Annotated in this window: 19 protein-coding genes; 7 read left to right on the forward strand and 12 right to left on the reverse strand. The window is 42.2% G+C overall.

Features of this window, described 5'->3' with window-relative positions; all coding sequences use genetic code 11:
* Positions 1 to 4: 4 nt before the first annotated feature.
* From ACP26M_RS11170 to ACP26M_RS11185, 4 genes are all read right to left on the reverse strand, one after another.
* Positions 5 to 589: a TMEM175 family protein gene (locus tag ACP26M_RS11170; RefSeq protein WP_426588851.1), complete on the reverse strand. Its 585-nt coding sequence runs from the start codon at positions 587 to 589 to the stop codon at positions 5 to 7.
* A gap of 15 nt (positions 590 to 604) precedes the next feature.
* Positions 605 to 1,813 (reverse strand): glycoside hydrolase family 88 protein, encoded by a 1,209-nt coding sequence (locus ACP26M_RS11175; protein WP_426588853.1) that lies wholly within the window; start codon positions 1,811 to 1,813, stop codon positions 605 to 607.
* Positions 1,814 to 2,032: 219 nt separating this feature from the next.
* Positions 2,033 to 2,680, reverse strand: coding sequence for a hypothetical protein (locus tag ACP26M_RS11180; RefSeq protein WP_426588855.1), 648 nt, complete (start codon positions 2,678 to 2,680; stop codon positions 2,033 to 2,035).
* A gap of 19 nt (positions 2,681 to 2,699) precedes the next feature.
* Entirely contained in the window at positions 2,700 to 3,350 is a 651-nt protein-coding gene (locus ACP26M_RS11185; RefSeq protein WP_426588857.1) for a hypothetical protein, read from the reverse strand.
* Positions 3,351 to 3,484: 134 nt separating this feature from the next.
* Between ACP26M_RS11185 and ACP26M_RS11190 the strand changes: the two genes are divergently transcribed.
* Positions 3,485 to 4,765: a hypothetical protein gene (locus ACP26M_RS11190; protein ID WP_426588859.1), complete on the forward strand. Its 1,281-nt coding sequence runs from the start codon at positions 3,485 to 3,487 to the stop codon at positions 4,763 to 4,765.
* Between the two features lie 57 nt (positions 4,766 to 4,822).
* Here the strand turns inward: ACP26M_RS11190 and ACP26M_RS11195 are convergent, their stop codons facing one another.
* From ACP26M_RS11195 to ACP26M_RS11220, 6 genes are all read right to left on the reverse strand, one after another.
* Positions 4,823 to 5,488 carry an FISUMP domain-containing protein gene (locus ACP26M_RS11195; RefSeq protein ID WP_426588861.1) on the reverse strand — a complete coding sequence of 222 codons (666 nt, stop codon included), beginning with the start codon at positions 5,486 to 5,488 and terminating at the stop codon, positions 4,823 to 4,825.
* Positions 5,489 to 5,541: 53 nt separating this feature from the next.
* Positions 5,542 to 5,988 carry a hypothetical protein gene (locus ACP26M_RS11200; protein ID WP_426588863.1) on the reverse strand — a complete coding sequence of 149 codons (447 nt, stop codon included), beginning with the start codon at positions 5,986 to 5,988 and terminating at the stop codon, positions 5,542 to 5,544.
* A gap of 9 nt (positions 5,989 to 5,997) precedes the next feature.
* Positions 5,998 to 8,208 (reverse strand): PQQ-binding-like beta-propeller repeat protein, encoded by a 2,211-nt coding sequence (locus ACP26M_RS11205; RefSeq protein ID WP_426588865.1) that lies wholly within the window; start codon positions 8,206 to 8,208, stop codon positions 5,998 to 6,000.
* A gap of 208 nt (positions 8,209 to 8,416) precedes the next feature.
* Complete coding sequence (locus ACP26M_RS11210; protein WP_426588867.1) at positions 8,417 to 9,727, reverse strand: hypothetical protein; 1,311 nt, start codon at positions 9,725 to 9,727, stop codon at positions 8,417 to 8,419.
* A 98-nt stretch (positions 9,728 to 9,825) separates the two neighbouring features.
* On the reverse strand, positions 9,826 to 11,121 hold the full coding sequence (locus ACP26M_RS11215; RefSeq protein WP_426588869.1) for a hypothetical protein: 1,296 nt from the start codon (positions 11,119 to 11,121) through the stop codon (positions 9,826 to 9,828).
* Positions 11,118 to 11,765, reverse strand: a complete 648-nt coding sequence (locus tag ACP26M_RS11220; protein ID WP_426588871.1) for an RNA polymerase sigma factor — start codon at positions 11,763 to 11,765, stop codon at positions 11,118 to 11,120. Before ACP26M_RS11220 ends, ACP26M_RS11215 begins: the two co-directional genes overlap by 4 nt.
* 582 nt (positions 11,766 to 12,347) lie before the next feature.
* Here ACP26M_RS11220 and ACP26M_RS11225 point away from each other — a divergent pair.
* Positions 12,348 to 13,151, forward strand: a complete 804-nt coding sequence (locus ACP26M_RS11225) for a glycosyltransferase family 2 protein (RefSeq protein ID WP_426588873.1) — start codon at positions 12,348 to 12,350, stop codon at positions 13,149 to 13,151.
* A gap of 93 nt (positions 13,152 to 13,244) precedes the next feature.
* Here ACP26M_RS11225 and ACP26M_RS11230 read toward each other — a convergent pair whose 3' ends face one another.
* Positions 13,245 to 14,450 carry a glycosyltransferase family 4 protein gene (locus tag ACP26M_RS11230; RefSeq protein WP_426588875.1) on the reverse strand — a complete coding sequence of 402 codons (1,206 nt, stop codon included), beginning with the start codon at positions 14,448 to 14,450 and terminating at the stop codon, positions 13,245 to 13,247.
* Positions 14,447 to 15,859 (reverse strand): oligosaccharide flippase family protein, encoded by a 1,413-nt coding sequence (locus ACP26M_RS11235; RefSeq protein WP_426588877.1) that lies wholly within the window; start codon positions 15,857 to 15,859, stop codon positions 14,447 to 14,449. Before ACP26M_RS11235 ends, ACP26M_RS11230 begins: the two co-directional genes overlap by 4 nt.
* A gap of 203 nt (positions 15,860 to 16,062) precedes the next feature.
* Between ACP26M_RS11235 and ACP26M_RS11240 the strand changes: the two genes are divergently transcribed.
* The 5 genes from ACP26M_RS11240 to ACP26M_RS11260 are packed head-to-tail and all read left to right on the forward strand — an operon-like array spanning position 16,063 to position 22,261.
* A complete protein-coding gene (locus ACP26M_RS11240) occupies positions 16,063 to 17,751 on the forward strand; it encodes a hypothetical protein (RefSeq protein WP_426588879.1) in 1,689 nt (562 codons plus the stop codon).
* The gene (locus ACP26M_RS11245; protein WP_426588881.1) at positions 17,744 to 18,763 is read left to right on the forward strand and encodes a glycosyltransferase; all 1,020 of its coding nucleotides are present in this window, start codon (positions 17,744 to 17,746) and stop codon (positions 18,761 to 18,763) included. Before ACP26M_RS11240 ends, ACP26M_RS11245 begins: the two co-directional genes overlap by 8 nt.
* Positions 18,753 to 19,955, forward strand: coding sequence for a glycosyltransferase family 4 protein (locus ACP26M_RS11250; RefSeq protein ID WP_426588883.1), 1,203 nt, complete (start codon positions 18,753 to 18,755; stop codon positions 19,953 to 19,955). Before ACP26M_RS11245 ends, ACP26M_RS11250 begins: the two co-directional genes overlap by 11 nt.
* On the forward strand, positions 19,894 to 21,018 hold the full coding sequence (locus tag ACP26M_RS11255; protein ID WP_426588885.1) for a DUF1972 domain-containing protein: 1,125 nt from the start codon (positions 19,894 to 19,896) through the stop codon (positions 21,016 to 21,018). The genes ACP26M_RS11250 and ACP26M_RS11255 overlap by 62 nt, the downstream gene beginning before the upstream one ends.
* The gene (locus ACP26M_RS11260) at positions 20,996 to 22,261 is read left to right on the forward strand and encodes an O-antigen ligase family protein (RefSeq protein WP_426588887.1); all 1,266 of its coding nucleotides are present in this window, start codon (positions 20,996 to 20,998) and stop codon (positions 22,259 to 22,261) included. Before ACP26M_RS11255 ends, ACP26M_RS11260 begins: the two co-directional genes overlap by 23 nt.
* The last annotated feature ends 39 nt before the right edge of the window (positions 22,262 to 22,300 follow it).

A 22,300-nucleotide genomic window follows, 5' to 3' on the forward strand; every position in this document is an offset into this window, starting at 1 on the left:
GTAATTATTCCGATTCGAGAAGGCGTTCAAAACGTTTATCGGGTATAAACCAGCTACCGGCTACCACCACATAAATTACAACGCTTATAGCAGGATTTAACCAGGTACATAAAATAGCTACTGCGTATAGCACCACAGAAATTTTCCCTTTAAAATCATTGCCGAAGGCTTGTGCTATCAATGAGTTTTCGCCATGATGTTTTATCAGGCTAAGGGCTAAAATCCGATAGGCGATTCCGTTCATGATCAATACTACGCCGTAAAAAAATACCGGCCATTGGGTTAAGCGGTTCTCCCCCATCCAACCTGTTACAAATGGAATCAGCGAAAGCCAAAACAACAGGTGCAAATTGGCCCACAATATTTTACCATTTACCGACCGCACAGCCTGCATGGTATGGTGATGATTGTTCCAGTAAATGCCTACATATACGAAGCTGAGCAGATAGCTTAAAAAAACCGGGATAAGCGGCTTTAAAGCTTCCAGGCTTTCGCCATGCGGAACCTTTAACTCTAACACCATAATGGTAATAATGATGGCAATTACACCATCACTAAATGCTTCAAGTCTGCCTTTACCTAATGCCATGGGCCAAATATAGCGTTATTTGGCAAAAGCCTTATAACGCTGCATAGCCTCAACAAAGTAATAATCGGCATAAGTTAAAGGTACATCAACTTCGGTACCTGCCGGGAAATGGCCCACGCTGTGTTTCAAAATAAAACCTCCGTTGGTGTTCAAATCAGCTTTATATGCCGGTGCAGATAAGTTTTTGATAATAGTTTGAGCTGTATTAAAATACGCCAGGCCATCCTTTTTATCAACATAACGGCAAAGTTCAAGCAAGGCCGAGGCCATAACTGATGCTGCAGAAGCATCGCGCAACGCATTAGGGATGTTTGGTGCGTTATAATCCCAGTAAGGTATTTTATCGGCAGGCAAGTTTGGATTGGTCAATATAAAATGCGCTATATTTTTTGCCTGCTCAAGGTATTTTTTGTCTTTAGTTTCGCGGTACATAACTGTATAGCCGTATAGCCCCCAGGATTGTCCCCTTGCCCATGCCGACTCATTAGCAAAACCCTGCGCGGTTTTCTTTTCTTTTACCGCTCCTGTTTGTTCATCATAGTTAATTACGTGATACGAGCTAAAATCCGGGCGGAAGTGGTTTTTCATAGTGGTGTTAGCATGGGTAACCGCTATTTTATAAAAACTTGAATCGCCGGTTGCCTTGGTAGCGTAAAACAACAGTTCCAGGTTCATCATATTATCAATGATCACCAGAAAATCATTAGCCTTTGAATTCCAGGAACGGATACAGCCAACCGTTGGGTTAAACCTGGTTGAAAGTGATTTGGCACTATTAATCAGAATTTCTTTATACTGAGGTTTCGGCTCGAGATGGTTTGCTGTGCCGAAACTGCAGTACATCATAAAACCAAGGTCATGTGTCCCTTTGTTATATTGTTCTTTTTCAAGGCCTTTTAAATTATTATTAGCCTCGTTAAGCAGTGCGGCATCTTTAGTTTGCTGATATAGATTTAGTAATGTGCCTGAATAAAAACCACTGCACCACCAGCTGCTGTTGCTTGTTTCAAACTTATCGGTATTAGGGTGATACGTTTTAGGAAATTGCTCCGGCCCAAACTGTTTGGCCATATATTTATATTGTACATCCGCATCAGCAAAGTTTTTTTTGATGGTGGCCAATACATCCTTTTGGGGTTTAAAACTATTTTGCGAAAAAGAATTGAGGCTTAGCGCTAATAAACATGCAGTAATTGTTGATTTGTACAGGTGTTTAAATTTCATAGACTATAAATAACTGGTTAAAGTGCTTATGCAGGGCACATTTCAAGTTATAAAAGTGCAGATTTTGGTTCAATAAAAACAAGCACCGGACAGCCATTTGACTATATATTTCTACTACATCGATGTAGTTAGGGCGATTTTTTGCAGTTGAAGACTTACGAAGTTTAAAAACCTCGTAAGTCCGGACAGAGAGCGCACAGATCCCGTCAGTATCATTTCTTAGTTAAAAGCCGTTACAACAAGATTTTTATATGCACCCTGTGGGCAGTTGCCGTGCCAGTAACCTACCGCACCGCTTTTCAATGATGGATCAAGCGGGGTGTAAACCATGGCCGGTTTCGGGCCATTATCTACATAAACCTCCATTTTGCTACCCTGAACCACCACCTTAATGTGAAACCATTTATTTTGCGGAATTATAGCTTTAGCCTGGTATTTTGTTGCCTCATAATCCCACCAGTTAAACTCGGCCTTTTTTTCGGGCATGTACTGGATAGCATTGATGGTACCGGATGACCCGGGCCTGAAATAAACTGTTTCGTAATGATGGGCATCCCGGATATGAAAAGCCAAACCAACAAAGCCTCCTTTGGGGTTTATACAAGCTACATCCATTTCAATAATACCGTCCTTAAAATTTAAACCCGGTTTATACGCTAAACTGGCCGATTTGTAATCGCCAATTTTCCGTTTGACGAGCAGCGCTTTTCGTCCCTGGAAAGCGCCCAGCTCATAGTCAAGTGTATCGTTTTTTGGAATGATCCATTGTTTAGGGTATACAACCGAAAGGTTGTATACCTGATGCTTTTGTTGTGCCCGTATTTCCACGGCAGCAAACAGCATTAACATTAAGACTAATTTTTTCATGATGATGGTTGGTTTATACTTATTGAGTAATAACAAGGTTGGCAAAATCGCCCGGCAGCCCGGACGACCAAAGGCCAACGAGCCCGCTCTGCCGGTTATTTAGTTTTTTTACAGTAAGCGATGGTTGATGGGAATGGTCAACATACACAACAATATTATCGGCATTAACTACAATACGCGCATGAAACCAAGCATCGGCCAGTGGAAAAGGATTTACGGCATTTTCATAAACCAGCGGATGTTCCTTGCGGAGTTTATCCCAGGGAAAATCCGGCTCGCTGATGTATTGTACCGTATGTTTGCGGCGAAGCGTATCTGTGGTTTGAAAATTAAAAGGGCGAAAATAAATAACGTCATTGGTTGTAGTATCAACACCATGAAAAGCGATGCCTAAAAAACTCTGCTGAAAAACATCCCTGCCGCGCAAGTCTACATCTATGATACCTGTTTTAAAGTTTACGTTTTTAAGCCACAATATACCAGCCGTAGTCAGGCCCTGCTTACTGCCGTAGGTAACTTCGGCAACAGTTTGACGGGGATAGGCTTTAACCAGCTTATTTTCTTTCAGAAGGCGGTTGATATCATATGTAACTTTTTTCTGCTGGCTGTAACAAAAACTGCCGCCGAGCGTCATGCTTAGTATGGCAATGAATAAAATCTTGTTGTTCATGGGTTTTGATTTTAACTTTAATCAAAGCTTGCATATTTGTCATTACAATAAAGCACGGGTGGCATTTCAAGTTAAGTTCAAGTTTGTTCAAAGCATTTTAGGAATTTTTAAACCACATTATTACCTGTAGATCAATGGAAAAGGAAAAACAATTGCTTTTGTTATGCCGGCAGCTTATTGAGCGAACATTAAACTGGGGTGATAGTGATATTTGGGGTAATGATGATTTTGAGCAGCTAAGCCAGCAGATCTTTGATAAAACACGGGTGCAGCTCAGTATATCAACCCTGAAAAGGATCTGGGGTAAGGTGCGCTACGAAAGCTTTCCCAATGCAGCAACGCTGAACGCCCTTGTCCGTTTCCTTGACTACACCAGTTGGCGCGATTTCAGGCAGCACCACCAGGTTAACGGCGTAATTGAGCAACCGTTTAAAATAAATGATTCGGATACCGCAGTTGTGAGTCCGTTTTCAAAACCCGGTTTACGCTATATATGGTTTGGCACCGCATTGCTGCTGGTATTGGGCACATTGTTTTTTATGAGCAGCAAGCGCAATAAACCTATTGATCCCGGCTTAATAAAATTCACCAGCAAGAAAGTTTCTGACGATTTGCCTAACTCGGTTGTATTTAATTATGATGCTTCGGCATTTCATTCTGATAGTGTTTTTATCCAGCAATCATGGGACCCTAATCGCCGCGAACAAGTGCCCGGCGACGGCAAACAGTATACCTCTATTTATTATGACCCGGGCTATTTTATAGCTAAGCTAATTGTAGACAAACATGTGCGAAAGGAAACATCGGTATTTATCAAAACCAAAGGCTGGAAAGGCATCATTGATCACCAGCCCATACCTGTTTATCTTTCGCGGGAGGAAATTAAAGGGCAGGGTTTTATGGGAATTACCGCTGATGTCATGGAGAAAAAATCCGGAACACCTGTTTTTAACAATACCAGGGTAAAGTTTGCCAACATCCGCGAATTTCCGGGAATTAATGCAGATGATTTCACCATGGATTGCACCTTGCGCAATACCTCAACACCCAGCCAATCGGCCTGCGCCAAAGCCGACCTTACCATTTTAGGTAACGGCACCGCTATTGTGATCCCCATAGTAAACAAAGGATGCATCGCTGATATAGGCATTCTAACCGGTGAAGAATGGGTTGATGGAAAAAACCATGACCTGAGTGCCTTTGGCACAGACATGTCGCAATTTCAAAACCTGAGATGCAGCGTTAAAGACCATTACCTGAAAATATATCTTAATAACAAACAGATCTTTGAATTTAAACAGGCTCACACCATGGGCCGTATTGTAGGCATCCGTTTTGAATTTGAAGGGCCGGGGCAGGTAAAATATTATAAGCTGCAAACGCCCGGAGGAGCGGTTTATGAAGAGCAGTTTTGAGTTTCCAGATACTTCCCTGTACAACTGTAATATAGCATTAAATACATTTGGCAAAGCCTATTTGTCTTTAACCAACCTCAAAAGTGCGTATCCAATACTATCCCTATCATTAATTGTAACTATCCCGGCATAATCCGGACTTAAGCAGTAAAATTTTTTATTATTATTTTTATCAGATGTTTTATCATCAATAACATAGTAGCCCCTATCTGTGTTGTGAAGATAAAACCCGCTTGGCCCAAAATGAAGATAATAACCAGATGGTTCTCCATTGAAATGCAGTGTGTTTGTACCGTCAGTTCCTTTCCATAAAAATGGAGAAGTAAGCTTTCTTGCGCTATCGCTTTTTAGGGCTAAATAATTCCCATTACCATCTTTGGTTTGGGTTACGTTACTACTCAGTTTGTTATAATCATTTATGGTAGGAACACGCCATCCGGCAGGTAATTTATAGTCCTCGGTCATATATAAACCGTAGTATAAATTGGTATTATGCCCCTGAACAACTGCTATAGCCAACGGACTTCCAAAACCTCGGTAACTTTCTGCCATCCAAATCTGGCTACCTATTTCAATGGTTTTATATGTAGTATCACCGACAACTACACTTCCATAATTAACCTTAACAGGAGGGACAATTTCGTTGGGTGTTTTTATTTTTTCTTTAGTACAGCCAAACAATCCGACAGCAACAATAAAAAGTATCAAAAGTTTAGGTTGCATATAAATGGCTGTTTTGTTTAGCCAAAATAACAATATTTTCTAAGCATTCGAAACTAATTAGTTGCGTTATCAACCAATTTCAGATCATACCCCTGTACAAGCAAATCACTCACACCAGAGGTAAAGGGTTTAACAAATTGCTCAATCTTAGCATACGCCTCCTGAACTGCATCTTCATTTTGTGGGTCAAAAACAAGCTCATCCAAATTACTGATCGTCTTATTATCGCCATGATGTACATCGGCGATTAAAAAGATGCCATTTGTATCGCTCTCATGACCAGGGTGATTTGGTTCTGTTTGAGCGTTGATGGAAAACACAAGCCCATAATCATCATCAGAGATATTTTTTAAAACAGTGACCTCCAATACAAGGCAAAAAGCGCCATTATCGCTGTAACATTGCTGCGTGTACTGGCATTTGATCAGACCCTGAAAATCATTTTCGGCCTTTAACCGTATCTGCTCGTACAAATCAAAAACTGCTTCAAATAAATCCATAAAGAGGTGTTAGTCGGTTAATCCAAAACAAACATAACTATCTCCCGACTTACTTCCAATTTTTCCACCGCCACAGGCAATAACTACGTACTGTTTACCATCAATTGAATAAGTTGCAGGGGTAGCATAACCCGCCGCCGGCAAATTAGCTTCCCAAACCACTTTGCCTGTACGTTTATCAAACGCACGGATCTTTTCATCTTTGGTTGCCGCAATAAATACCAGGCCACCTTTGGTAACCACCGGCCCGCCATAATTTTCGGTGCCGGTTACGGGGATGCCTTTTTTAGTTAGCTCCGGATACTCACCCAGCGGCACTTTCCAAAGCAACTTGCCCGATGTAAGGTCGACGGCGTTGAGCGTGCCCCAGGGTGGTTTTATGCCGGGATAACCGTCTTTATCTAAGAAGCGGTTATAACCATTCATGGCATAAGGGACTTCATCAATCATTTTCTTTTCCGCCTCCGAGCTGGCGGCGCGAGTACCGGTTGGCTCTTTGGCTACTTCTTTCGCCGCCTTAGTTTCAGGGATCTTGAGAAGGAAAGCAAGCAGGTTCTTTTTATCTGCGGGCGAAATCTGTTTAAAAGAAGGCATCATGTTGCGGCCGGCAGCAACAATACCGCTCACCTGATCGGCAGTATACTTTTTGCCGATGTTTACCAACGATGGATAGGACGCTCCATTACCCTTCAGTTCGGCGCCGTGACAGCCAATGCAATTCGTATTATACACTACATGTCCTAATGCCTGCGGTGAATGATCGTTAGTGTTGGTTTTAGGTACATCGATCATTACCTGCGCCCATGGCATTTCAGAGCAGTTTACGTATAGTACCTTACTTTCAGGATCAACAGCAGCTCCACCCCACTCGCCCCCACCATCAAAACCGGGGAAGATCCAACTTCCCTCCTTGCTTGGCGGGGTGAACATGATTCGGTTTTTAACCTGGTTATATTTTGACAGCATTTCCCTGTGCACTTCGGGCGTACGGTCGGTAACATCTTCGGGATTAAACATTTGCCGGGCGAAAGGTTGCGGCATAGTTGGGACGGGTTGCGTAGGCCAAACTTCTTCGCCGGGCAGGGCTTTAGTTGGCACAGGTTTTTCCACTATCGGGAATATAGGTTTTCCATTTGTTCTGTCGAACATAAATACATAACCATGCTTGGTGATTTGTGTTACGGCATCTATCTTTTTACCGTCTTTAACAATGGTTACCAGGTTTGGATTGGCGGGCAGGTCGCGGTCCCACAGGTCGTGATGCACAAACTGGTAATACCATTTCAGCTTACCCGTAGCTGCATCAAGTGCCAGCAACGAATTGGCAAACAGGTTTTGCCCTTTCCTGAACCCGCCATAAAAGTCGCCACCTACCGAGCCGGTTGGAATGTAAACGATCCCCCGCTTTTCATCCAAAGCCATACCTGCCCAATTATTAGCTCCGCCAAATTTTTTGTATGCTGTTGTATCTTTCCAGGTATTGTAACCCACTTCGCCGGGATGCGGTATGGTGTGGAAGATCCATTTTAACTTTCCTGTACGGGCATCGTAAGCACGCACATGCCCAGGGGCTGCATCGGCTGATTCGGATACACGGTCACCAACAATCAATACATCTTTATAAACCACGCCGGGAGTGGTTCCTGCGACAAATGATTTGGTATCCCTGTCTAAATTCTTAGTAAGGTCGAGATATCCACCCTTGCCAAATGAGCGCACCGGAGTGCCGTTTTCGGCATCAATAGCCCAGGTTTTGGCACCCACGCTGTAGAAAATCCTCTTTTCGCCGCCATCATCATTTTGCCAGTATATCACCCCCCGGCTCACCTTATAATAAGCCATAGGATCGCCGTTATTGGTGGTATCATCCTTTGCGGGGTCAAACAGCCATTTTTGCAGGCCTGTAGCAGCATTTACCGCAAACAGCTTCAATTTAGGACTGGTGCCATACAAAATGCCATCAACCATAATGGGGTTGCATTGATTTTGGCTAAGATTAGCAGTGTCCTTATCGCCTGTGCTAAAAGTCCACATCACTTTTAGCTTGTTTACATTATTTAAAGTAATTTCATCATTGGATGAATACCGTAACCCTTCTTTTGAACCCGCATAGGCAGGCCAGCCGCTATAGTTATTGTTTTGATTGCCTTGCTGATTTTTACAGGACGTGTAAATGCTTGTGGCAAAGCACAGGGCTATCAAATACCGGGTGTTAATCATTTATAATGTAAATTTTGGTGTTAAATTGGGGGCCGACGCATTTCAGCATACATGATGCGCCTGTTTGCAACGGTTCTCTCTAAATGTATGAATAAAAATTATTTTACAATTATTCATCCGTTACCGCGCATACCATTTCGCCAATAAAAAATGCCATAGCTAATAAAGCCATGACATTACAGGATTCCTCTGCAGGGAACTCATACTTTTATTTCTTCACTAAGCTAACCGGCGCAACCTCCTGGCTCAATAGCTTACCGAACAGCTCCCAGCGTTTTGCGGGAGCCCTGGCAGTACCTCCATTTGATTCAATGTAGTTTTTTACCAAATCCTGGCCGTAATTATAATTGATAACATAACTACGATATTTTTTGATAAAGCTGATCGATTTTTGAGCTGTCTCATCGTTCATGAGGCAATACTTTCTAAGATACGACAATGCCTTATCCTGGCTCATGGTATTATTGATCAACCCTCTGGCTGCCTCGTTGCGGGCATAGTTTAAAGTGCCTTTTATAGCGAGGGCTTTGAAATACAGATCGGCACCGGCGGTATCTAAACCGGCCAGCGGCAGCAATACATTTTTCGCAAACTTTATTTTATCATCACCTGGGAAAGCTACTTCAATACCATAATTGGCACTGCCCTCGGCAATCAACGATTGCGGACTAAACAACGGGTACAGAGAAATTTCAACCCAGCCTTTATCATGGTAAAGGTTTTTCTCCAGCAGCATGTTGTATACATGGTGCCCGGGATAGCTTTCATGACTGCCGACATCGATGGCACGGTCAATAAAAATCTTCAGATCGGTATTGATCTGTACGGTACTCTTATACCCCCCTTTATACCAGTTATAGCCCGACCATGGCTTATTAGTTACATACTCCAGCGTAAATGTTTCGCCGGCAGGTAGTTGGTAATGGGCAATTGTGCGCTTGCGGGCTTCGGCAATAGCCGCTTTTATAACAGGGTCTAATTTATCTTTTGGGATAATGAACTTATTAGCCAGTTTTTGAAACCTGTCGTTCACGTTACCTTTACCCGGTAAAATGCTGTCGAGCAAGGCTATCTGCCCCTTAAAAAAATCATCGGTATAAACCGGGGCAGCTACACCAAATAACTCGCGCGATTCTTCATCAAAAGGTCTTTCCTCTCCCGAAAAAATACGGATCCGGCGACTGAAAGCAATCAACTGATCGGCCATCCAATTAGCGCGGATCTTATTAGTATCAATTTTCGAAGTATTGGCGATGGTACGCAGGTCATTCATCAGGCTGTTTGCCGATGCCAGCAGGCTATCCTTAGGGAAAGTTTTCAGTGCTTCCTGTTTGGGTTTCAATGAGTCCGGGCCATAGTAGGCATCTACAAAATCACCATCATACTGTCCTATGGTTAAACCAAGTTTTACATATTCGACAGCGAGGTGGTTGAGTTTTTTATTTTCGAGCTGCTGCGCCGGGCCCTGCCCGCATGAAAACAATAACAACAGAGGTGCAAAAAACAGTAGTTTTTTCATGGCGAATTATCTTGTGCGCGTAAATGTGGCGCAAGATAATAATTCCATTTAGTATAAAGTGAATGCAAACCTCACAGAAGCAAACGCACGGGAAACCATTAAGGCTTTCTAAACGAATTGATGTTATAAGTTACACCTACTGCTACACCTGTCGATTGCAATTTGATATCAGAATATCCAACTCCGGAGATGGGAACTTTCATATATGGCTGAACACTTACACCAAACTTTGAGTTTATTTTATGCTCATATGTAGCGTTAATATTGATAATGCTTAATAGATATCCTTTACTGTTAGGTACGGTGTAGGTTTGAGGCCATGCGGCACTATTGGCACCATCGCCATAATTATAAGTATACTTTTCATGCAGCATCAGGTATGAGGATAAACCAGTGCCCACTGATAATTTATTGCGAAAATTACCATACACCTGGTAAGCTATATTGACTGGGATATCAAGCATTTTACAATCGGCAGTTACATCAATTGGATCATGCTTAAAGTTATATGTAGTATTATAATTAGCAAAGCTTGTACTGTAAGGCTTTGACGAATACACAACACCGCTGGTAATAGTTAACTTTTTAGTGGCACCAAATGAAAGGAGCAAGCCATAGTTGCTGCCAACCTTACCCTGAAAAGAGCTTGTTCCATTAACATCAGATGATGCCAGCGCCGTAATGGCCCATTGCGGCCGGTAACCAAAGCTTTGTTTAGTTATTTTTTTATTAGATTTTGTTGTAGGCGCTTGAATAGGTTGCCTTTCAATATTTGTTTTAAAATCAGGAACAGATAAAGGAGAAGATTCTATATCAAGTGATAACGCCCTATTTGCCAGCAAATTTGAAATAGTACCATTATTACCAGCCGGATCAGCACCTGCCATCAGGGCGGGATCACGCAGCATAATGGTATCACGTCCATTAATTCCCTTTTTGTTTGCACCCGGAACATTACGATGGGATCCGGCGACAGACGGTGTTAAGCTTATTTGACCTGTATGGGCATAATTGCCTGTATTGCTGTTGGCAGCTATGCTACTGTTCCCGGCCGGCCGGGTTGTTAATAAAGTGTCTGTTTGTGGTTTTTGTGTAACCCCGCCGTTAGTTCCGGGAATTGTTTTAGGCACAGTAGGCTTAACCTTAACCTGTTGTTGTCCCGTTGTATTATCATCCTTTACATTAGGTTTAAAAAACCACCATCCTAAAAACAGCAGCAGCATCGCCGCTATTCCGCTTGCAATTGGCAACCAGTAAACAATTCCACGGCGTTTTTTGCCCTTGTCAAGCATTTGCTCAAGCGCATCCCAGTCATCCTCGTTAAACGATCGATGATTTGCCGGGTCTTCCAGCCTCTTCTTAAAAATGTTATCTAAATCTTCTTCGCTTCTCATCCTCTGATACCATTATTAAAAAAAGTTGTCCTTACATCTATACCTATGCCATTATAGGCCACAATCGGGTTAAAATCCATACCCCTGTTGTAATTGGTTTTATTAGCAGTTTCCTCTGCTTTTAATATCATTTGTTTTAGTTTTTGACGTGCTTTATGCAGGTTTGACTTTGATGTGCCCGGATTGATATTTAACATTTCCCCTATCTCTTCATGAGAATACCCGTCAATCGCAAAAAGGTTAAAAACAGTACGATAAGCCTGTGGCAACTGCTGTACCATAGCCAGCAGGTCTTCATAATTTAAATTTTTATCTGTCAGGTCCCCCTCGCTCACATTTTCTGCCCTCTCCAAATCCTCGGTATAAGCCATTTTTAAATTGGCCCGGTAATAATCAATAGAAACATTCATCATAATGCGGCCAATCCATGCTTTAAACGGCCTTGAAGTATCAAACCTGTCTATATGGGTAAATACCTTCATAAAACCCTGATTCATAACTTCTGCAGCCTCATCACGGTTACCTGCATAACGAAGGCAAATGCCCATAGAAAAGCCATAAAACGCCTTATAGAGCATTTTCTGACTTTTCCTGTCCTGCTTTACGCAGCCATTAATTAGTTGATGTAACTCTTCTTCGCCCATATGGGGGTTATAAACTCAGAATCAAACACATAAATTTAACCTTATCTACGCACATCACGGCAACTATTATTAAAAGGTTGCCTGTTGTGCAAAATAATTTAAATTTTTCACACTGTTGGATAAAATCATGCACACTTTTCTCAGCTACGGAAATCATTTATACAAAATATGCACAAGTTAATACAGCCTCAATAAATCCCTACAAATAATTATATTTTTGATAATGAGGCAACCGGTACGTGTGTTTATAGCGTAATACCATGTAAATCCCGCCTGTTTGAAAGGCCTTTTATGAGAATCGACATAAACCCAAACTTCCCCGTAAAAAATTGTAAAACCTGCGGGACCCGTCCGGTAATTGAACAAACTAAAGATCGCTGGATTATCCTGTGTCCCAATCCGAATTGTCGAAACGCCATTTCTGATAAGCTGATTAATGTAACAGAATGGAATAAGCAAAATCCATAATGTTTTTTCGCCGGTTTATTTATCTTAAGGCAACCATCCCCGGAACATGCACGATATATATTATAAAAGGGCAAAACAAGCTCTTTATAATTTATATACTAATACTACTGCTGCATGGTACCGGTGTCTGTTGTGATCATTACTAAAAACGAAGCTGCCTTAATTGAAGATTGTATAAAAATGGCTTCTTTAATTACGGATGATATTGTTGTGATTGACAATGACAGTACCGATGGCACGCCGCTTATTGCCTCCCGTTATGGCTGCAGGGTGTTTCAAAAAAGCTGGAGCGGATATGGAGCAAACAAAAATAAAGGGGTAGCTCAGGCCCGCTACAACTGGATCTTAAGTATTGATGCTGATGAGGTACCTGATTTGGAGCTTATTAAATCGCTCCATAATTTAACCTTTGACAAACCGAATGTTGTTTACGATATCAAATTCAAATCATACTTTGGCAAAAAGCTGATCCGTTTTGGTAATTGGGGAAATGATCATCACCTGCGTTTGTTTAACCGTTCATTGGTAAAATGGAGTGAAACCGAAGTACACGAAACCTTGCTTTTGCCTTCCGATGCCGAGATCAAAAGCATAGCGGGTTATATCCAACACCACTCTGTAACCGATATTGACGACTTTGAGCGTAAAGCTATTCTTTATGCGCAGCTAAGCGCAGCCAAATATTACAAAGCCGGTAAAAAGGCAACATTTATCAAGCTACATTTTTCAGCCGCTTTTGGTTTTTTCCGCAATTACATTATCAGGCTCGGTTTTTTAGATGGAGCCGAGGGACTGGCTATAGCGTGTGTTATTTATAAAAACACACGCCTTAAATACGCTTACCTGAAACAATATAAAGACCTGTCTCAAACGCGAAATACCTATCGTAACGAGTTGGTTATAGAACAGATTAACTAACCAAAGTATGGGATCGTATAGTTGGCAATCTTAAGTCTGAAGTCAAAATTAAACAGGACTTTTGACATGAGGCTAAGTATTATCGACTTAAAACTATTTGTCCAGCACCTGTTGGTAAAACTGTAGGGTTTGCCTCGCCACTATATCGATATCAAAACATTGTTTTACCTTTTCATTACCAGCTAAAGCAAGTCGCAACCGTTTTTCAGGCTCATTGAGCAATGTAACTATTGCTGATGCTAATTCCTCAATATTGTCTGGATCTACCAGCAACCCATTAACGCCATCATCAATAAGTTCGGGGCCGGATGTTCGGTTTGAATTAATCACCGCTGTTCCACATGCCATGGCCTCTAACGGCGCAAGTGCAAAAGCTTCGGCATACGATGGGAATACCGCCACCGCCGAATTACTTAAACAGGCATAAAGTTCATCCCTCCCCACATGCCCTTTAAACACAACACTGCTTTTTGCATCCTTCTGCAAGCAGGTGATTACTTTATTTACCAGGCCTTTCCCCAGTATTAGTAACCGGGCATCAGGGACCTGTTTTATAACTATATTCCAGGCCTCCGCTAACTGAAAAATCCCTTTCTTTTGAACAAGGCTCCCCGTAAATACCACCTGTTTGGTATCGACCGGTGTACTGTTTCCTACAGCTAAGTTTGTATCTATGCCATTATACAACACCGTGATGGGCTTGCTGTACGACAGGTAATCAGCGCTTTTTTTTGCAGTGTAAGCGCTTGCACTGCTAACGGCTGCTGCACGGTTTAAAATATCCCGTTCCATTTTCAAAACATGCGGTGCAATCGGTATCCCTGCCTCAGCATTAAAGTAGGTAATGAAACCATTCAATTTAACAACTACAGGAACAGGTAATGTGGGGAACGGCACATATGATTTACAAAACCTGACATAGTCATTATAATCGGGCATTTCAATAATATTGATCTGCTCATCAGCTATAATGTGCTTCAGTTTTTTTTGATAAGCCACAAGGCTTCTTTTTATATCCCGTTGTGTAATACCTGTATCCAGTAATATCCTGTTAAGCATCCGTACCCCGGCAGACCGGTGATTTTCAAACCACTTATCATCAATGCTCCAGCGATATCTCAAAACTTTTACACCTTCATCCTCAAATTCATCCGCACCTCCGTATCCGCGGCTATACAACCCGGCAACAATTACCTTATGTCCCAGCTTCACCATTTGCCGGGCAATGAGCCGCACATAGGTTCCAATACCGCCATGCGGTCCGGGAGGATATTCATCGCACAGGTATAAAATGTTCATTGCGCTAAAAACTGTTTACTATTTTGAATATTGCGGCTACTCAATTGCTTTGACACTAAAGCTATTAAAAGATAAAAAACCATCCCCAATAAAAGCCTGAACAAGAAATGTATGTTTATTGAAGCTGTGATAAACCAGCCGGCCAAAGCAGCAGGGAGCAGTATCACAAATGGCCGTAAGCTGATATGCATGATATTTTTATTCACTAACCTGTAATAGAGCACCGCCTGTAACATATTGGTTATTAAAAATGCCACAGCCGAACCAATGCCATCCTGTAGCGGGATCAATATCAGGTTAAGCGCAATATTTGTTGTAGCACAAATTACGGTAACAGATGATACAGCCTTGTACTTTTTAACGCTAAAACTTAATGACCAAAGTAGGTTTATGAAAAACTGCAGGGGTATACACAACGACAGGATCAAAAATTCGGTAGCATTGGCAGCTCCATATTTTCCGCCGGTTATCATTCCCACTACAGGTGTCCAAAGTATATTAAGGACAAGAGGTAAGAGCATAGCCAGCAGCAACTCTGCAGTATTAAAGGAATTTACCTGCTCCTGCAATTGGTTAGATGGCTTTAAGGCCATCAGCCTTGACAGGCGCGGTAAAATAACAGGAGCTATAATAAGCATGGGCAACCGCGAAAGCTCATAAGCCCGGTATGCGAAGCTGTAATCGGCCAGCACGGTTTTGCTTGCCATAAAACCCAGCAACAACCAGTCCATCCGCGACAAGCTCATATCAAATATTACTGATATATACTGCGCCGTGGCCTCTTTAAGCAACTTTTTATAAGCCCGAAATTGAAATTTAAAACTGAAATCTGTTTTCGTGATAACATACATGAGCAGGGCCAACAATTCGGCCCCGGCTGTGTCTATCATTACCATCACTACAGAGTGAACTTGTAATTGATGTATCGTAATAAGATAAAATGCGCCACAAACCCTTAAGCTGTTACTTATAACGGCGATTATACCATAGGGTGTAAATTTTTCCTTTGCATTTAAAAACTGCTTTAACGGAACACCCAGGAAAAGCAGGCCCTGGGCTATAAAAAACCATGGAAGCGCCTGAGAAATATTGTCGTGCAATACTAAGCTTAATAATAACAGTACGCCCAGGGTTACAAAAAAAGTAGCGAGCGAATGGAACAAAAATGCCGCCGCCGCCCAATCCGACCGTTGTGAGGCTGCTATACGCCTGATCACTACCTGCTCCAGTCCGAACCCCAGGATGGTAGTAACAAATATCGATAAGGCATTCATCCAGCTAATGGCCCCAAAACTGTCTTTACTCAGGTAAACAGAAACAATATAAAAAAAGATACTGCCAAGCACCTGCAAGGCAAGTGCCTGCAAACCTGACGAAAAAAACCTGATGAACGCTTTACTCCTGAGCAACGACGTATATGTTTATACTCTTATACTATTGTTTTTATCGGCCGGTTGCCTGTAACATTTTAATATCCCGGTTAAATATCTGCATATATCAGCACATTAACGAGGCAACCATTCCATTTTTTGGCACGTAACCTATTTAAACAAAACAATTGCGACAAGGCCGGCAAAACCGGGAAATGAACATCAATAAATACAAGGGAATAATGACAATCAGTTTGCCGGGTTTTGATATTAAGAGGTGGAAAACTTATGCCGATTGGCGGCTGCTGATCTTCCTGCTGCTGTTTATCAACGTGCGGATCCCATTTAAGATAGTGGCGTTGCTTTTTGTTTACATAAGCCAGTTTAACTTTCAATTTGGCTTTAAGCTGCGCAATTCAAGGATCCCGTTATTCTATCTGCTGGTTTTCCCGATAGCTATTGCTGCAGCCATTATCAACCAAAATTTTGCCAACCTGTATTATATGCCCGTTTTTGGCTGGGCTTTGATATGCTGGGCGCTGGCCCTGCTGGCGGTTCATCAGGTTAAGCTGATGGTTGATAAAACAGATGCCGAAACCATTTACCGTACACTGATCATTTTTTTTATCATAAACGCAGCTTTCTCGGCAGGTAACCTAATGCATATTATGTGGATCACTAAAAGCATTAACCCCTATGCTTTTATGGGAATGCACCAGCGCTATTATATCAATACCGGCGATGATGTAATGGGTATAAGCTTTGACATTTCATCAACCAATGCCATTATCTGCGCTTTCGGTGTGTTTTACTTCATTTATAAGAATAATTTGCCCATGATGATCGTGTGCATGAGCACGCTGGCACTTACCTACAGTAACCTCATCAGCATTTTGGTACTGCTGATCCTCGCTTTCATTTTTGTTTTTAAAACCACACGCAATCAAAAAAGTATGATAGTAGTGGCATTGCTGCTTTATGTGATCTCCCTGGTCAAAATATCTCCGCAAAATGAAAAGTATATTAACGAAGTGACTAAAAGTACGCTGCGGGAAAACCGTATTGAAAAACAGGATCAGGCGAAGGCGCAGCCAACAACTGCCAATCCCGGCGGGCGATTCATGACCAGGGATGAACAAAGAAGGAGATTTGCACAAAACTACCTGGACAGCCTGAGCAGGATAAAGGCTCAACAGGAAAAACCAAACGCACTTGATAAAAAAATCAAAGGCTTGCCGCTTACCGATGACGGCAGGCTATACATCCCGGAACCCAACACACATTTTGCCGAATTTTATAACACCGGCGAAATGACTCCCGACAGGCAACAGCTTGTCGACTGTATCGCTGCTCACAGGGCTCAGCTACCACTTTGCCGGCTTGAGCCCTTCAATCCTGCATTGCCTGGAAAGATTTCCGGTGCAATACAAACCTTTAATTATCTTACCAGCCATCCTTTACAAAGTATAGCGGGCTTAGCTCCCGGAAATTTTTCATCCAAAATAGCTTTCAGGGCGGTTGGTGCCGGTATAAGGGGCAATTATCCCCCAAAATACATCTATATCAACCCGGCATTTATGCACAATCATTTAGACCTGTACCTGAGCTTTTTCAGCAAGGATGCTGGTTTCCGTTCGGTACGCAATAACCCCTACTCCACTTACGATCAAATGCTGAGTGAATACGGTATCCTCGGATTGCTTGCCCTGTTTATATTTTACATTGGCTTTTTTGCCCGGCATTATAAAAAGCTTAGTTATGGTTTGCCCATACTAATGATGGTAATGGGCATATTCTTTCTCGATTACTGGTTCGAGCAGCTCTCGGTACTGGTAATTTTCGAATTGATGTTACTCCTCAATATAAAAGAAAGTACTACACCCCATTTGAAAACAAAAACTACAGTGCAGGAGGAACTTGCGTATGCATAGCCCTCAAATTACTGTTTTAATGCCTGCTTATAATGCCGGTAAATATATTCGCGAAGCCATTACATCGGTACTTGAACAATCGTTTGCTGATTTTGAACTGCTGATTGTAAACGATGGCTCAACTGATGACACGGCAGATATTATTAACTCATTTAACGATGAGCGTATAGTGGCTTTGAGCCAGGAAAACAAAGGTGTAGCTGCGGCCCTCAATAACGGTTTACGCCACGCGCGGGCGCCTTATATAGCCCGTTTCGATGCCGACGATGTATGCTATCCTTACCGCCTGCAGGTTCAGTATGATTTCATCACATCTCATCCCTATTATAGCATTATCGGTTCGGGAGTTGACTATACTGATGTTAACGGCGATTTGATATTTACCTGGCAACCCGACGCCCTAAGCCATAACCAGATAAGGCAGCTCAGTTACAGGATTTGTCCCTTCATTCACTCCAGTGTATTTTATAAGCGTGATACCGTTTTAAATGCCGGTGGCTACAATGAGTTGGCTTACACTTTTGAAGATCATTTTTTGTGGGCAGGTATCCTTAAACACGAAAAAGCTTTTAATCTTAATCAACCGCTCATTAAGGTGAGGCTCAATGCCGAATCTGTTACCATTGATGAAAAATGGCGTACAGTTAAATTCAGGAAGATCAAGTACAATACCCTGCGCAAAGGGAGCATTACTGAGGCCGAAGGAAAGCAGTTATCCGAGATCGGTGTTAAACAATTATCTCCACGCATCAAAAAGGGAGCTTATTATGCCCTGCTCGGCAAAAAATACCTGTGGAATAATTATCAGCCGGAAAAGGCGAGGGAAAACCTGCTGAAAACACTTTCTATCAGCCCGCTGCATCTCAAAAATTATTTTTTGCTGCTGATGTCATTTCTGCCCGAGCGTATGCTGATGAGTTTATATCAATTAGGTAAACGCAATTTCCGTTTAGCCGAAGCCGAGCTGCCAACCGCTGTTTTAAATCAAAACGAATTGAATTATGGCAGCTAAAAAGATAAAACTGTTTGTTGATGCCCACTCCTTTGATAAAGAATTTCAAGGGGCGCAAACTTTTATACGCGAATTATATAACCACCTGCTGACCCACCGCCCGGACATAGATATTTACATCGGCGCCCACGATACCGATAATATCCGCAGATTGTTCCCGCTGCTGCCACCGCAAAACATATTGCTTTATAAAAACAGGGGAATCAACATCCTGCGCTTTGTATTTGATATACCGGCCTACATCAAAAAATACAGATTTGACTTTGCACATTTTCAATACATCAGCCCTAAAAAAATAGCCGGCTGCAGGTACATAGTTACCATGCATGATATGCTGTTTAACGATTTCAGGAAGGATTTCCCCATCCTGTTCAGCTTAACGCGCAATTACCTTTTTGGCCGCAGTATTAAAAATGCCGACATCAAAACCACTGTATCCGACTACTCGAAAGAACGGATCTGTGATTATTACCACATTCCCGCTGACGAGGTGCATATTATCCAAAACGGAGTAAATAACTCATTGCTACAATATCAGTCATCAAAAAAAGAGGCAGAAGATTGGGTAGCAGAAAAATTCGGCATAAGAAATTTCATCCTGTATACCAGCCGCGTTGAACCCCGCAAAAACCACCTTTTGTTGCTGCAAAAATATTTGAAACTGAAGCTGTACGAAAAAGGCATTGGCCTGGTGTTCATTGGTAAAGCATCCATAAAAACGCAGGGTTTAGCCAGGCTCATCAAGAGCCTTACGCCTGAGCAAGAGCGGTTTTTCAGGTGGATACCGCAGGCAGAACAGGCCGATCTGGCAGCTTTTTACCGGGCCTGCAGGTTGTTTGTATATCCCTCAAAAGCCGAAGGCTTTGGGATCCCGCCGCTTGAAGCAGCCATTTGTGATGCACCTGTATTATGCTCGGCAGAAACGGCTATGAAAAATTTCCACTTTTTTGAACCATATACTTTTAACCCGGCCAATCATGCCGATTTTGAGCAAAAGCTATTACTTGCCGCACAGCAACCACCCGGCGATGCCTTCACCAGCCAGGTAGCGCGGCATGTTGAACAGCAATACCACTGGCAAAAAAGCAGCACCATATTTTACAACTTGTTACAAGCAAATTTTCATTGTCATGAAACTAAAAATAGCGATCTTAGGCACGAGGGGCATCCCGAACTACTATGGCGGGTTTGAGCATATTTCCGAATATGTATCGGCCGGTTTGGTAAAAAAAGGGCATTCAGTTACCGTTTATAACTCTCACAACCACCCTTATGAAGCCGATACCTGGAACGGCGTTAACATTGTACATTGTTACGATCCGGAGTATCTGATAGGCACTGCCGGGCAGTTTGCCTATGATTTTAACTGCCTTATGGATGCCCGTAAACGGAAGTTTGATGTAGTACTGCTTATGGGCTACACCAGCAGCTCGGTTTGGGGGCATCTTTACCCGCCCAACAGCGTTATCATTACCAATATGGATGGACTGGAGTGGAAACGCTCCAAGTACTCAAAGCCTGTACAACAATTTTTGAAGTACGCGGAAAAGCTGGCCGTGAAACATAGCCAGTATTATATTTCCGACTCAAGGGTAATCAGGTCATACCTTAAGGATAAGTACGAGGTTGACAGTCGGTATATCCCCTATGGTGCCGATCTGTTTTCAGACCAGGAGCGTGAGCAGTTTGACAAAAGCGAACTGCTTAAAGAGGATTATTTTTTGCTGATGGCCCGCATGGAGCCCGAAAACAACATCGAAACTATTTTAGCAGGCTTTAACAACAGTTCATCAAAAAAAAGCTTTATGGTTTTGGGCGATACCAGTAACCGCTTTGGCAAATTCATAACCCACAGATTTAAAAACGATGACCGCATCCAGTTTAAGGGCGCCAATTTTGACAATTCGGTTGTGCGTGCCCTACAGAACAACAGCTACCTGTATTTCCACGGGCATAGCGTGGGTGGTACTAATCCGTCCCTGCTTGAAGCCATGGCCAGCGAAGCCCTGATTGCCGCCCATAATAACCCTTTCAATAAATCGGTACTCAATTCAGATGCTTTTTATTTTGATAATGCTAATGAGGTACGCCATTTGGTTGAGAATGTACAGCGCAAGGATACCGAACGCGAAATGGTGAAAAATAACCTTCATAAGATACAATACCAGTTTAACTGGGAGGTAGTGATCAACGATTACGAAGATTTTATATTGGAATGCTATCAGCAACAACATGGAAAAGTTATTAAGGCCTGATGATACGCTAAACAACAGGATAAGCTATTACCTGCTGATGCTGTTATTGCTAAGCCTGCCTTTCAACCTGTTTTACAGCCACCTGTTTTTAATAGGCCTGGCCCTGCATACTATTATCCAAATTCGCAAAACAACTATAAAGCCGCTATTAACAAGGGCTAACTTCGCTTTGGCTGCTGTTTTTTTTGTAACGCTTTTGAGCATTATTTACACCACCAATAAACCCCAGGCTTTTACAGAGTTAGGCAGGCAGGTTACTATTTTGCTTACCCCGTTAATCTTTTGTTTTAACCCGCTCGATCTAAAAAAATACCGGCATAATTTTTTACTCGTATTTTCATTCGGGTGTACCATCACTATCACTTATCTTTTTTTACAGGCCCTTTTTACCATAAAATATTATCATCTGCCTTTAAAAGCATTAGCGTCCCCAGCGTTCACAAACCACAATTTTTCGGAACCGATAGAGATCCATGCTACATTTTTTTCCATGCAGATAGCCATAGCACTGGTTTATCTGCTGTATGTTTTAGTAACGGAAACAGTAAAGACCCGCAAATTTTTCTGGCTCATTTGCAGTGGTATTTTAGCTATGGGAATTCTGCAGCTTAGTTCAAAATCGATATTTATAGCTTTGCTGCTTATTATAAATATCGCCCTTCCCTGGTTCATATTAAAAGGGCGAAACCGTTTCAGGTTTATGGCCATTAGCACAGCATTATTTATTGTGGTGATGGCAGGCATTTATACCCGGGATACTTTTAAGGAACGTTATGTAACCGAGCTAAAAAAAGACCTGAGCCAATCAACCGACGCCGAACTCACCGATCCGCGATTAGCGCGCTGGAACGTGGCCATTAGTGTGGGAGCACAATCGCCTGTTATAGGTCATGGCGCAGGCACTGAAATTGGTTTGCTCAAAGACCCATTTTTCGACCATAAATTTTACCGGTCGTACCTGGCCGGGTTAAATGCACATAACCAGTTTATTAGCTTTTTTATTAAATCGGGGATCGTTGGGCTGATGGTTTACCTGTGTGTGCTGGCATTTGGTATCAGGGCAGCTGTTGCAAAACGCGACCTATTGCTCATGGCTTTTATGGTTATTATAATCGCCGTTTCCTTTTCAGAAAACTTTTTAGATGTGGATAAAGGCATCTTTTTTTACAGTGTATTTTTCTCATTACTAATGTTTTCTGAAAGCTCAGAAACAACAGGGACCCGCGCTAAAAATATTGTGTAATTAGTTTATTCAAAGGCAACCAAAGCTGCAAGGGGTACG

Origin of the sequence: Mucilaginibacter sp. R-33 (assembly GCF_049949235.1) — a bacterium.
GTDB lineage: Bacteria > Bacteroidota > Bacteroidia > Sphingobacteriales > Sphingobacteriaceae > Mucilaginibacter.

Coding starts and splice junctions, on each gene's coding strand:
- ACP26M_RS11245 (WP_426588881.1), top strand. CDS start 17,744: ATGCATAGCCCTCAAATTACTGTTTTAATGCCTGCTTATAATGCCGGT.
- ACP26M_RS11215 (WP_426588869.1), bottom strand. CDS start 11,121: ATGAGAAGCGAAGAAGATTTAGATAACATTTTTAAGAAGAGGCTGGAA.
- ACP26M_RS11220 (WP_426588871.1), bottom strand. CDS start 11,765: ATGGGCGAAGAAGAGTTACATCAACTAATTAATGGCTGCGTAAAGCAG.
- ACP26M_RS11240 (WP_426588879.1), top strand. CDS start 16,063: ATGACAATCAGTTTGCCGGGTTTTGATATTAAGAGGTGGAAAACTTAT.
- ACP26M_RS11200 (WP_426588863.1), bottom strand. CDS start 5,988: ATGGATTTATTTGAAGCAGTTTTTGATTTGTACGAGCAGATACGGTTA.
- ACP26M_RS11260 (WP_426588887.1), top strand. CDS start 20,996: ATGGAAAAGTTATTAAGGCCTGATGATACGCTAAACAACAGGATAAGC.
- ACP26M_RS11195 (WP_426588861.1), bottom strand. CDS start 5,488: ATGCAACCTAAACTTTTGATACTTTTTATTGTTGCTGTCGGATTGTTT.
- ACP26M_RS11175 (WP_426588853.1), bottom strand. CDS start 1,813: ATGAAATTTAAACACCTGTACAAATCAACAATTACTGCATGTTTATTA.
- ACP26M_RS11190 (WP_426588859.1), top strand. CDS start 3,485: ATGGAAAAGGAAAAACAATTGCTTTTGTTATGCCGGCAGCTTATTGAG.
- ACP26M_RS11255 (WP_426588885.1), top strand. CDS start 19,894: ATGAAACTAAAAATAGCGATCTTAGGCACGAGGGGCATCCCGAACTAC.
- ACP26M_RS11180 (WP_426588855.1), bottom strand. CDS start 2,680: ATGAAAAAATTAGTCTTAATGTTAATGCTGTTTGCTGCCGTGGAAATA.
- ACP26M_RS11225 (WP_426588873.1), top strand. CDS start 12,348: ATGGTACCGGTGTCTGTTGTGATCATTACTAAAAACGAAGCTGCCTTA.
- ACP26M_RS11185 (WP_426588857.1), bottom strand. CDS start 3,350: ATGAACAACAAGATTTTATTCATTGCCATACTAAGCATGACGCTCGGC.
- ACP26M_RS11170 (WP_426588851.1), bottom strand. CDS start 589: ATGGCATTAGGTAAAGGCAGACTTGAAGCATTTAGTGATGGTGTAATT.
- ACP26M_RS11205 (WP_426588865.1), bottom strand. CDS start 8,208: ATGATTAACACCCGGTATTTGATAGCCCTGTGCTTTGCCACAAGCATT.
- ACP26M_RS11250 (WP_426588883.1), top strand. CDS start 18,753: ATGGCAGCTAAAAAGATAAAACTGTTTGTTGATGCCCACTCCTTTGAT.
- ACP26M_RS11210 (WP_426588867.1), bottom strand. CDS start 9,727: ATGAAAAAACTACTGTTTTTTGCACCTCTGTTGTTATTGTTTTCATGC.
- ACP26M_RS11230 (WP_426588875.1), bottom strand. CDS start 14,450: ATGAACATTTTATACCTGTGCGATGAATATCCTCCCGGACCGCATGGC.